Here is a 12781-nt window from a genome sequence, read left to right on the forward strand (position 1 = left end):
ATGAAAACTTTATTATACACGCTTTTAATTTTCGTAGCAAACTTACTCACTGCACAAACAGCAACCAAAGAGCAAATTATTTCCGACTTACCGGAAATTGAAATTACTGAAGGAATCAACCTGCATATTATTTCGCCGGAGCCCATTCAGTATGTGGATCTGTCAACAGAAAAACTGACTGGAGATCTTCCAACTACCAATATTGCCAGAATAAAAATCACAGACCATCCTGATTCTGACGAGAAAGGAAAAATCAAAACACCATCTGTTTTTTTTAATGGTAAGAAAATCGGAGTGATAACCGTTGTTGCTCAATCTTTCATCGCACAGTATAAAGCTGTTTACAGAAACCAGGACAACCTCAATACGATTACCAATATCCATATTCAACCCGAAGCGATGCAACCTATAGAGTTTGATAAAATGGTTTTCTCAAATCTTGAATTGCGAAAATTTGCGATGGATATTATTCAAAAAAAATCTGAGAAAAATCCAATTAGAGAAGAGAAAAATTTAAAACTCAGCTTTCAACTCAATAATGTATATGTGATAAGCGATTACATCTTTTTGGATATGACTATCAAAAACAATTCTAATCTGAGCTATGATATTGAGGATTTGAAATTTTCGTTAGAAGACAAAAAAATCCACAAAGCAACAAACAACCAAAGTGTAGATCTGACGCCCATTTTACAACTCAATCCTCAAAAGCACTTTAGGAAAAATTTTAGAAACGTTTATGTTTTCAAAAAATTTACCTATCCAAACAGTAAGGTAATGATGATTCGCCTCATTGAAGAGCAACTCTCCGGACGTACCATAGAAATGAAGGTCAATTATTCTGAAATTCTTAAAGCCGATACCTTTTAATTTAATGATTTATACAATGGAAAATTTTTCAATTACACTATGCTTCGCGCTCTTGCTATTAATATTTACCTACCATTCTATTTTGATAATCATTTTTTCTAAAAAACGAAAATTACTCATAAATGACTATGAAAAGCTATTAAACCTTAAAGATTGGTATGAGAAAATATCTGAAGAAGCAAGCCGCTCATACATTATTGAGAGAGTCGAAAAAAGAGGAAATGAGCTAATTAATCAATTGAATCTGTTGAATTCCAATCTTATTGCAATAACAAGAAAAGCAAAAAAAATTGCAGGAACAGCAACAAAAGCTACACAGTAACCTATTAGAAGAACACAAATTACTGAATCAATACTTCGAAAATTATTCTTAATGCAAGAACAACAACATCAAATCAAGATCTATGGCTTTCTACAAAAAGCTGTCTATGCAGTCGTTGCATTAGATTGTGCTTCGCTTTTTTACCTTAATGCTGATGTTCGGGTATTATCAAACTTGTTAAAAAATTTTTCAAAGCTGAGTTTTATTTACCCGCCCATCAATGCCAAATTTGCAACATTAATTTTGATTGGATTAGTAGCTGTAGGAACAAAAGCCAAGAAAAAGAAAGACCTTAATATTAGTAAAGAAATTATCGCTCCTATGATTTTCGGACTGCTGATGATTTTCTCTTCGCTGATATGGCAAAATGAGGCAGGAAATGCAACACTTCCAAAAGTATTTCCCGGCTTCAATCTCTATCAGGTAATTTATGCTGTTCTTTCTTTTTTGGGAGCCGTTATCCTTCAAATGGGTGCAGACAGTATTTCAAAACTGATGCAGCAGAAAATGGGAAAAGACCGATGGAATGTAGAGGAAGAATCCTTCGATCAAAACCAGGAGTTAGTGAACACTGACACATCGATCAACATTCCTTACATCTTCAGATATAACAATAAGACATATAAAGGGTATATTAATATTGATCCTTTTAGAGGAACAATGGTCATCGGAACACCGGGTTCAGGGAAGTCGTTCGGTGTCATCAATCCTGCCATAAGACAAATGATCGCAAAAGGTTTCTGTCTCTGCATCTATGATTTTAAGTTCCCGGATTTAGCCCAAATTGCTTATTATCATTATCTATTAAAGAAACAAAAAGATCCCAATTACAAACATCAATTTTATGTTATCAATCTGAATGAAGTTGAAAAATCAAAACGAGTTAACCCGTTTCATAAAAAGTACATCCAAACTTTGGCAGAAGCCCAGGAAATGGCAGAATCGATGGTTTCATCTTTACAGAAAGGAGGTTCCAGTTCCGGAGGTGGTTCTGAAGCTTTCTTTACCCAATCTGCGATAAATTTCCTTTCGTCCTGCATTTATTTTTTTGCAACATTCGAAAATGGAAAATATTCTGATTTACCTCATATTCTTTCCTTTATGAATAGAAGCTATAAAGAAATTTTCGATACTCTTTTTACCAATGAAGAAATTTTCTCTTTGCTGTCACCTTTCAAGACGGCCTATGACAACAAAGCATTTGACCAATTGGAAGGCCAAATCGGAACACTCAAAATTTTCCTTTCAAGATTGGCAACAAAAGAAAGTTTTTGGGTGTTTTCAGGAGATGAAGTAGAATTGAAGATAACCGACAGAGATAATCCTTCTATTATTATTCTGGCATCAGACCCGGGAACACAGGATATTAATTCTGCATTGTATTCTTCGGTATTAAACAGGACTTTAAGATTGATCAATTCCAAACACAATTTACCGGGAGGAATTATCGCAGACGAATTTCCGACGATTTATATTCATAAAATTGATAACATCGTAGCAACTGCAAGGAGCAATAGGGTTGCAGTTTTATTAGGGCTTCAGGAACTACCACAACTTCGACAATTTTATAAAAAAGAAGTAGCAGATACCATTTCTGCAATTGTTGGAAATATTCTTTCCGGTTCCGCCAGAGACAAAAATACGCTCGATTGGCTGGAAAAACTATTCGGAAAAATAAAACAGAAGTCATACTCACAATCTATTTCCCAGCAAGGAACGACCACCAGTATCAATGAAAAAATGGACAATATGATTCCTGCCGGAAAAATTGCGGCTCTGAAAACAGGAGAAATGGTTGGAATGATCGCACAGGGAGAAGAAAACGCTGCTGAGGAATATAAAACGTCTGCAATTAGGGGTAAAATAAATTTGGATATGAAAGCCATTCAAGAAGAAGAAAAACACTATGTGAAAATGCCCTCTTATTATTCTTTTGTAGATAAAAAAGGAGTTAACCGCAAAGAAGAAGTGTTGATGACCAACTTTAGAAAGATCAACAAAGAAGTGGAACTCATTGTGAATGAAAATATTAAAGCTGCATAAAATGAAAAAACTAAAATACACATTTACCTTGATGGCGCTGTTTTACAGTTGTTTATCATCTGCGCAATTTAATACGATTACACCAACAATACCGAAAAAATCTGAAAATCCAAAGCTATCCGAAAAATCTAATATTGAAGATCCAGTAAAACAAAAGAATGCTAAGAAATCTTGGAAGCAAGTTTTAAATATCACCACAAAATCAGATTTAAAAAATGAAACCAAAGGTTCGACGAAGTGGTTAACGAGTCAAATTGATTCTTTGAAAATGTTGATTAAAGAATCTAGCAGTGTAAAAGAAATACGAAAAAATGAGTTTGAAAAACTGAAAGATTCTTTGATGCTGCAAGCACAAAATAGAGTAGAAGAAAAAAACCAAGCATCAAAAAAACAAAACTTTTTTACAACGTATGATTTTGTAGACGAACCTGCAGCATCTTTTTCAAAAATTGTGATGCCTCTTAAAAACAAAATTACCATTACATCTTCCTACGGAACAAGAACTCATCCTATTTTCGGAACAAAAAAGACACACAATGGGATCGACCTAAAAGCCAGCTATGAGAATGTCTATTCTGTAATGGATGGAATTGTTACAGCAACAGGCTGGGATTCTAAGGGCGGGGGGAATTTCATAAAAGTAAAACATTTTAACCGTTTCGAAACTTCCTATCTGCATCTCTCAGAAATATATTATCGAGCTGGAGAAATAGTAAAAGCCGGATTTGTCATCGGAAAAAGCGGGAATACCGGAAACTCTACAGGACCACATCTGCATTTTTCGGTAAAAGAATTCGGACAGAGCATCAATCCTTCTCATTTTTTAAATGACCTCATAAAAGTAAACAATTTAATAGCAACATACAATGAATAACACAACCTTACCTACCGATGAACTGAAAAAATACGGAATTATTAATGAGGATAATTCTTTCTCTAAAAAGCTAAATATAGAGGATGTTCAGAAATTTCTGCAAGGATATACCATCGTTGCAGACCACGACAAAAACAGGGCGACTTTTCAGCTGACTGATAATAATACTAAACTGAAGGTCATCTTTTTGGAACGAGATAAAAGTATTTCTGACATCCTCGAAAACAGTAAAAATAATATTCAATATACTGATGTCAAGAATGTTTCTAAATCTGCAAATGAACTGAGTGTCGAAAAAAAAGCCTTCATTTTCGATCATGAAACCAATAAGGTAGTAGAATTCGATTTCATTAAAAATGCAAGAGAATTGACCGCAATTATTGCCGACAAAAAGAATACAGAAGAACTTAACCGTTACATAGCAGAACTTCTAAAACTTAAATCTTTTCTGCAAGATAAAATAGTTCAATTCCCAGAAATGGCAAAAGAAATTACGAACGATTTGAATATTGTGTCCAAAGAATTCAATACGGTTGCTGGAATCTCTGAAAGACAGAATCATTCTCAAAAACAAGAAAAATCAGACATCCAACTGAATGTGAATGACCCCGATGTTTATCAGGATGTCAATCGAATAAGAGAAGAGGAAAGCCAAGAGCAGGACGAGGAAATTCAAAAATCGAGAGGATTCAGAAGATAAATTAAGAACCTGGAAAAATGGAAGATGAACTAAACTGGAAGGATAGGAATATAACTCCAAGAACAGGAGCCTATAAAAATTTTGTAAAAGATATGGAAAGTATGTCACCTGAACATTTTTTTCGGGACGGAGAGCGGACGTTTACCGATAGAGAGAAAAAGTTTATGTCAATTTACCAATCTAAAGGAAGAGAATTTATTCAAGGTTCAAATTTTACATTGAAAACATTTTTCAATTCAAATCAGGGTTTCCCTATTGAGGATAAATTTAATACTACCGCTGAATTAGTCAGATTTATTGAAAAGCAGCAACTAGTCAATAAACAGTTGATTTTGCAAAATAACAGGGAGTCTACCGAAATAACTATAGATAACGAGTCAATAAAGAAGAAATTTCTCTCTGATCTCTGGGCTCAGGAATTGGAGAAAAAAACTGATTTAAGTTCCGGATTGACCTATACACAAATTGATGAAAAGCAAGCTCATCATTATCGAAATTATGAAGTTGAAGCTGCAAAGTTATCATTAGAAGGGGGTCATCAAATTGAAATGACTGATCTGGAAGAAAATGCAGACTTTTTTTCAGATGAAGGTTTTGAGGAAAATTTAATCCCTGCATCTAGTCTTCCGGACGGCTGGACCTGGAACGATTACGATGATGGGAGTGGCTCGCTGAAGAGTCCAAGCGGTCATAGGTATTACAGCTATGATCTGCAAACTCAGGAATATACATTACCGTACGGTCGGCGAGAATGGACAGGTATGAGAGATTTTTATGATGCTCCAAAAAGTTTGAACGAATTCAAAAGCTATGTCGAAAACGACTTAAAAGCAAAAGCAGTGCAAAATAATCTTTATCCGAAACTTTCCGAAGATGAAAAAAATGATATTCTCAATTACAGGATCTTTATGAAAGAAAACGAATTCATACTGGAGAACTTGCAGATCACATCAAACCAGAGAGAGGCTTATTCAGAAAAAATGGAATTCGGAAAAACAGATGGAGATTATTCTCTTACAAAGGCACAAATGGACACAATCCCAAATGTTATTGATGGTCATACGTTGTCAAAAAATGACAAATACGAATTGGCTTTCGGCCTATTGGAAAAACAGCTATATGGGGAATCCTACGAATTATTGGATAGCGGTGAAATTCTAAAAAATTATCTGGATGAAAATGTTTTTTCAAGACACAGAATATTAACAATGAATGATATAAAATTTAACAATCAAAACCCAAACATTATGGAAACACAGAACGAATATGAACCATCTCAGTATCCGAAATTTCAGTTAAAATATCTTGGTTTCGGAGAAGGAGAACAACTGCACAAAGATTTAGAAAATGGTATTAATGCTCCCGAAAAAGAGTTCGAAATTAAAAGCACTTCCGACAAAACGATGCCCGGAAATGAAATGGAATTTACATTAAAATTTAATAAGATAGAAAATGGGAGCGTTTTTATGAATTTTTACAATGCTAAACTCACGAAAGAAAATGGCGACGTTATCTCCCACAATTTTCCTGTTAACAGGGTAAATACATTTACTGCTAAAGAAGCAGTCAACCTTTTAGAAGGGCGCACAGTTAAAATAGAATTTCACAATCCGAAAACAGAAAAAATAGAACCTGCATTTGCCAAGCTCAATTTTAACGAACCCAAAACGGAAAAAGAAAATTACAATTTCCAGAATTTTTACAAAAATTATGGTGTTGATACGGCTCAGATCGTAGAAAAATCCAATCTGATCTTTGATAAACCGGAATGGAAGGAAAACACCATAAAATCTTTGGAAAAAGGAAATATTGTTAAGGTAAAATTTGAATTAGATGATAAAATATTAGAAGGTAAAGCGGTGCTGAATCCGCAGTATAAAAATCTAAGCCTATACGATCAGGATATGAACAGAATCAACACCAATAAACCTTTAGAAGGATTGGAACAGGATAACAAGCACGAAAAAAACAATGTGAAGGAACAAAGCATTAAACGATAGATAAGACTTACAACCAATCATTTATATCCCAGCGGTAAGTCAAATTAATTTGGCTACCGCTTTTTTTAAATCTACCAAAATGAAAAAACTTATAATACTTCCCTGTTTATTTTTACTACTTGCCCTTATTTCCTGCCACAAAGAAATCAAATCCGAAAAAGGAGGAATCGATGTTTTCTCCAATGTGTATTTTGATGTTTCCAAAAATCTGAACAACATCCAAAGTTTTCATTTGTCAAGCCTTAATTATTCGCGAGATTCTATTATAGAAAGGATTCCGGATGCTGATGCTCCCGAAATAACCCAACAGATTTATTTCATTAAAGATTCATTGTGCTATACCATTGAAAATGAAAATCCGGGCAAAATTATTCTGTCAGACGTCATAAAAAAACAAAAGCCGCTTTCGGTTGAAGAGAAAAAACGAGGAACATTGTTTTCTCAGGAAAAAATCCCCAATTACAGAAACAGAAAAAATCTGAGTGATACGGTTTTGTTTAAGAAAAAATACAAACGATTTGAAATCAACTCACCTTGGATGTACACCCGGTTTTACATTTATCCAACGGACACTATTTTACCGTACTCTATTTACAAACACGTGGAAAAGGACTACCAAGGTAGGCTTGAAAGGATTGATTCTTACAATAAAAAGACGGACATATTCGTGACGCTTCAATTGATAGCAAGAAAAAACTGGGACAGTGAAGCCAAAGAAATTTTTGAATTTAACCACTTCATAAAAAGCAGAAAAAGTGAAAGATGAAGATTTTTTTAATGAGATAAATAATGACATTTCTGTAGTTGAAGGAAATAAAAAGGAACTTATTGTTTTCACAAACAGTAAGGATATGCTTTCATTCTTGGAGCTTCTTCAAATGAATAAGAAAGTCAATAATAGAACATTGATTACGCTTAATTCCGGTTCAAATAGCAAAAAGTTCCTCAATAGATATCAGAATTATGATGGTAAAATGTTTCTTTGTCTTACCGGGGACAGAACGGGAAATGCAATAACCAGGAAAATTCTTACAGAATTTAATGGCAAAAATATCAAAGACGTTCGTCCGTTGTATGAAATTTCTGAAAATGGGAATCAAGACCTGACCGAATATTTAGAGAATAAACTCAATCTTCAAGATAAAAATACTAATTTAGTTGAACCAAAAATTTCTGAAAATGAAAGCAATGCAATTGAATCCGGAACAACATCCGATTCTCAGCAAGTGGGAAACGGAACACCTGAACAACACACTGGAGAACTTGGCTCAAAAAACCAATCCGAGCAAATCGGAAGTTACGGAAGCGGACAATCATTGGGCAGCAACAATGCTGGAAATGGACTTGCAGGCACAGAGCGGAGCAATTTGGGAAACAGAGACCGAGAAAGAGGATCCGATGGTGGAACACAATCGAAAAATGCTCAAAAAAATGAGGGAAGAGAACATTCCTTGGGCGGAATCATATCCGGGAGACCTGTATCCGATAGACGAAGATCCGAAGGAAGATTTTCCGAGGTAAGCGAAAATTCAACAAATTATGTAGAGCTTGATGCTCTCATTTCAAGATATAAAGACCGAAAACTGAATAATGAACAAGTTGCAGAATTGGTTTCCGCAGCTTGTTTTGTTTCTGACGACCACAAAATCTTTCTAAAGGAAAATCTTAACATCACTGATAATTTAAAAGTAATCTGCAACCAATTCCAAAGTGGTGGAACTTCAAAAGAGGGTAGAGGGATTTTAGATGAATACTACACGCAGGATAAAATCGTTGATGCCGTCCGTAATTTAATCAAAGACCATTTCAAAACCCAAAAAGAAATTTCTATTTTAGAACCTAGTATTGGAACCGGAAATTTCATTTATGCTACTCACCGATTATCTGTAAATTCTAAAATTACAGGTTTTGAAATCAACGAGACCACCGCAAAAATTGCCAAAATTCTACATCCCGAGGCGGACATTAATCTTCGTTCGTTTGAAACTGAATTTATTGATGATCGAGGTAATAGAAAAGACTCAAAAGATTTTTCAGAAAAGTATGATTTGGTCATCGGGAATCCGCCCTATGGTGAACATCGGGGACTTTACAAGGGGTTGGGAGAGGAGCCTAAAATTTCAAAATACGAAGATTATTTCGTTAAACGGTCTTTGGATTCACTAAAACCTAATGGAGTTTTGGCAATGGTACTTCCATCATCTTGGCTGAACCGTCGAAGCAATTTAAAAAATGCCAATATTCTGGAAGGTTTCCGCTTACCCAATGGAGCTTTTGCAGGAACACAAATCGGAACCGACATTATCATTCTAAGAAAAAACACTCAAAATATCTCTACTGATATTTCTAATTATTTCGATGATAACCCAGCAAGAATTTTGGGTGAAACCCGAGAGAAAACCAACCGGTTCGGGCGATTAGAAAAATATATTCGCGGAAATTTAGATGAAGCTTTATTTAAGATTGACCAGTTTAAAAATAGGATAGAAACCCAACGGATCGGAAATCTGTTTGAAGATTTATTTTTAGAGGAAGAACCTAAAGTTGAAAATAAAGTTCCTGTACCCAAAAAAGGAATTGCAGAAATCGAAGATTCTACGAGGATTGAAAACCAAAATAAAAATGAACTCAATGTAACAGAAACTCAAGAAAAAATTAGTCAAGTACTTTCCAAACTTAATGACATCAAGTTTAAATCTCCAACAATTACGACTGAAATTGGCAAGTATGAAAAACTGCGAGAAGATCTGATCACAAAACCAGCAGCATTTTCAGAGGAAAAATTAAAAGAATTGATTGAAAAAAGTGATAGGATTATTTCTATTCACAATACAAAAAATCAGAACGAGTATAAAATTCAGTCAAAACCCGAACTCAAAAAAGGTGTTTTAAAATATCAATTCTCCAAGCAAGATAAAATTGTCAATACTTCATTACAAAACAGTTCTGAGATTACCCAAGAACAAATTGAAGCATTCAGAGATACCAATTATGACGGTACATTAGATAATCGTGGAAAGCATTATCAATTTGCCAACTTTATTGATGGAAACTGGGTTCACGATTTTTATTACACTGAAGGAAATATTTACGCAAAACTGGAACAATTGGAGCGGGATTTTTCTGATAAAAATGCAGTTGGAGGAACGGAAAACCAATACGAAAAACAAAAAGAATTATTAGAAAATGTTCTACCAAAAGCGAAATCGCTAGATGAGATTTATATTAGTCCGAATCATGAGTTCGTACACAAATTTGAGTTAGGTCAAATAGAAAAAGACCAATATAATCATGTTACAAAACGTACTGAATCAGTCATTGTAGATTACAATCTTGCAGGAAGATTCAAAGATTTTGTAGGCACTTTACCAAGTGAAGCCTTTGCGGGTTCTTCAGCTTGGGAAGTCCGAAGCTTCGTAGATAATGAAACGGTTACAGGAAGCGATAAAGAAAGGAATGCGCTAATCAGAGAAAGACGAAAAGCTGCTGCGAATGATTTGTTTTACAAATTTGTCCGGGAGGAACTTTCCGATGATATTAGAAATCGTTTTGTAAAAGACTTTAACCGTAATTATAATAACATCCACGTTCCGGACTATTCTAAGTTCCCATTATTTTCCAGAATCTATCTGCATTTCAAAGGTCAAGAGTTGCGTTTGACCGAAGTTCAGAAAGCAGGAATCGGAAGACAGACCACAAAAGGAGTAGGGCTCTTAGCTCACGAAGTTGGTTTTGGAAAAACGCTTTCCGGAATCCTTTCTATGCACGAAGCAATGGAGCGAGGGAATGCGAAAAGACCGATCATCGTAGTTCCCAATGACAGTATTTTGAAACAATGGGTGGAAACGATTTTTGAAACGATTCCCAATGCGAAAGTCAATGTATTAGGGAATTTGGGGAAAGATTATGATCTCTCAAAATTTGATAATAAAGACGGAGAAATTACCATCGTTACTTATGAAGGTTTTAACAATATTGGATTTTCATCAGAAATAACTGAAGAACTTTCGTCAAAATTCAGTTACATCTCTACAAGTGAAATGAAAGGTGTTACCAATACGGAAAGAGACCTCCAAATTGAGTTGCAGAAAGAAAAGGAGATTGAGGGAAAAATGAAGCGTGGTAAAATCTATGACTGGGAAGATTTTGGATTCGACCATTTGACTTACGACGAAGTTCACAACGCCAATCATATTGTAGGAAAAGTAAAAATTGAGGACAGAAGATTTGCTTCCGATTTCAGAAGTCAAAACCAACAGACTTCCAAATTGGGAATCAATACCTGGATGGCAGCTCAGTACATTCAAGACAAAAATGACGGCAGAAATGTAACACTACTTTCCGCAACGCCTTTTACCAACAAGCCTTTGGAATATTATTCCATTCTTTCTTTAATAGCAAATAAAAGATTAGAAGAATCGGGATATTTCAATGTGAATACATTCTTCGAGACCTTTATGGAAGCGGACAATGATATGGAAATTGATGCAAAAGGCGATGTTAAATTTAAAGCAAATGTTCGGAGGTTTAAAAATAATTCCCTATTCCAACAACTGTTATCTGAATTTATCGATATAAAAGGAGAGGAGGATAACCCTGAATTGATTCGTCCCAACAAAATCAACAAAGAGTATAAAATTGAGCAGAATGATCTCACAAGAGAACAATATGACTTGCTCAATGAAAATTTCAGCGAAACTGAAAAGGGAGCAATTCTTACTCATATTCTCAATGCCCGACTGATTGCAATTTCGCCGTACCTATCACCATATTATGATGGAGAAGAACCTTCAGTAAAAGAATTTGTAGAAAATTCTCCCAAGCTGAAACAGACGATGGATTTAATTCATCAAAATAAAAAAGACATTCCGGAATCCGGACAAATCATTTATTCTGAATTGGCGGTTGCGCAATTTCCCAAATTAAAAGAATATCTCATTACAGAAATTGGTTACAAACCCGAAGAAATCGGCATTATCACAGGAGCTACCAATAAAAATCAAAGAATTTCTATTCAAAATGATTTTAATGAAGGAAAAATAAAAGTAGTTGTTGGAAGCGAAGCCATACAGGAAGGAATGAACCTTCAGGAAAACACAACAGATGTTTATATGCTTACGTTGCCATATAATTTTACTTCACTCAGACAAGTGGAGGGACGAGCGTGGAGGCAAGGAAATATAAACGAAAATGTGAGAATCAATTTTATGTTGACCAATGACAGTATTGATGTTTTTATGCTTCAAAAACTGCAATCCAAACAGGCAAGATATTTAGAAGCGATGAAAAAGGGCGCTGATGTTTTGGATATATCTGATATTAGCACTCAAGAGCTTAAAACCTCCATCATTACCAATCCAGAAACCCGAGCCAACATTGAAATCGAATTAATGAAAAAAAGGATTGAAAGTGAAAAAAATAAACATTTGGCCGATAGTGCTTTTGTCTTGAGAAAATACGAAGATGTTTTGAAAGTTCAAGAATTAGTAACCAAAGCTGAGCATTCATACAATAGAATTGAAGGCTATTCGAAAAATGGCGATGCAAATGCTGACTATTGGAAAAAGCAGCTTCCTTCTTATCAGAAAACAATTGACCTGCATAAAGCTCAAGTTCAAGAAGTAATTGAAAATTTAGCTCAGAAAGGAATAGATGTTACTCAAATTGAATATCAAACCAAAACCACTGAAGATAAAATTGCAGAACTGGATAAAAAGCTGGAGGAACTTACGGAAACGAGGGAGAATTTAGTGACATTGTATAAAATAGAAAAGGCTGAAATGCTTAAAGCGAATGAAAATAGGGATTATGTGAGGGAAAGGGAAGATGAGAATAGAACTCTCTATAATATTTTAATAAAGGCTAATTCTATTAATGATTTTAAAACTAAAAATTCTTTCGGTATAACAATAAACGAAAATGAAGATGCAAATTTGAAAGATCTCTCAACTGTAATCAGAAAAAGGTAAATG

The 12781-nt window shown here is 34.7% G+C and carries 8 protein-coding genes; all 8 read left to right on the top strand.

The window, feature by feature from the left end:
* The 8 genes from OPU68_RS08375 to OPU68_RS08410 all read left to right on the top strand — a co-directional run bounded on the left by OPU68_RS08375 (position 1) and on the right by OPU68_RS08410 (position 12778).
* Complete coding sequence (locus OPU68_RS08375; RefSeq protein ID WP_076395287.1) at positions 1 to 870, top strand: DUF4138 domain-containing protein; 870 nt, start codon at positions 1 to 3, stop codon at positions 868 to 870.
* 82 nt (positions 871 to 952) lie between these two features.
* Complete coding sequence (locus tag OPU68_RS08380; protein WP_040995607.1) at positions 953 to 1192, top strand: hypothetical protein; 240 nt, start codon at positions 953 to 955, stop codon at positions 1190 to 1192.
* Positions 1193 to 1243: 51 nt separating this feature from the next.
* Positions 1244 to 3235 carry a type IV secretion system DNA-binding domain-containing protein gene (locus OPU68_RS08385; RefSeq protein ID WP_076395289.1) on the top strand — a complete coding sequence of 664 codons (1992 nt, stop codon included), beginning with the start codon at positions 1244 to 1246 and terminating at the stop codon, positions 3233 to 3235.
* A gap of 1 nt (position 3236) precedes the next feature.
* Positions 3237 to 4109 (top strand): M23 family metallopeptidase, encoded by an 873-nt coding sequence (locus OPU68_RS08390; RefSeq protein ID WP_498473544.1) that lies wholly within the window; start codon positions 3237 to 3239, stop codon positions 4107 to 4109.
* Complete coding sequence (locus tag OPU68_RS08395; protein WP_212650790.1) at positions 4102 to 4809, top strand: hypothetical protein; 708 nt, start codon at positions 4102 to 4104, stop codon at positions 4807 to 4809. The genes OPU68_RS08390 and OPU68_RS08395 overlap by 8 nt, the downstream gene beginning before the upstream one ends.
* A gap of 17 nt (positions 4810 to 4826) precedes the next feature.
* Complete coding sequence (locus OPU68_RS08400) at positions 4827 to 6809, top strand: hypothetical protein (protein ID WP_498473545.1); 1983 nt, start codon at positions 4827 to 4829, stop codon at positions 6807 to 6809.
* Positions 6810 to 6888: 79 nt separating this feature from the next.
* Positions 6889 to 7575 (top strand): hypothetical protein, encoded by a 687-nt coding sequence (locus OPU68_RS08405; RefSeq protein ID WP_168638712.1) that lies wholly within the window; start codon positions 6889 to 6891, stop codon positions 7573 to 7575.
* Complete coding sequence (locus OPU68_RS08410; protein WP_498473546.1) at positions 7565 to 12778, top strand: helicase-like domain-containing protein; 5214 nt, start codon at positions 7565 to 7567, stop codon at positions 12776 to 12778. The genes OPU68_RS08405 and OPU68_RS08410 overlap by 11 nt, the downstream gene beginning before the upstream one ends.
* Positions 12779 to 12781: the final 3 nt, after the last annotated feature.

It is taken from the genome of Chryseobacterium sp. TB1-D10 (genome assembly GCF_059803555.1).

Coding starts and splice junctions, on each gene's coding strand:
- OPU68_RS08405 (WP_168638712.1), top strand. CDS start 6,889: ATGAAAAAACTTATAATACTTCCCTGTTTATTTTTACTACTTGCCCTT.
- OPU68_RS08400 (WP_498473545.1), top strand. CDS start 4,827: ATGGAAGATGAACTAAACTGGAAGGATAGGAATATAACTCCAAGAACA.
- OPU68_RS08375 (WP_076395287.1), top strand. CDS start 1: ATGAAAACTTTATTATACACGCTTTTAATTTTCGTAGCAAACTTACTC.
- OPU68_RS08390 (WP_498473544.1), top strand. CDS start 3,237: ATGAAAAAACTAAAATACACATTTACCTTGATGGCGCTGTTTTACAGT.
- OPU68_RS08385 (WP_076395289.1), top strand. CDS start 1,244: ATGCAAGAACAACAACATCAAATCAAGATCTATGGCTTTCTACAAAAA.
- OPU68_RS08395 (WP_212650790.1), top strand. CDS start 4,102: ATGAATAACACAACCTTACCTACCGATGAACTGAAAAAATACGGAATT.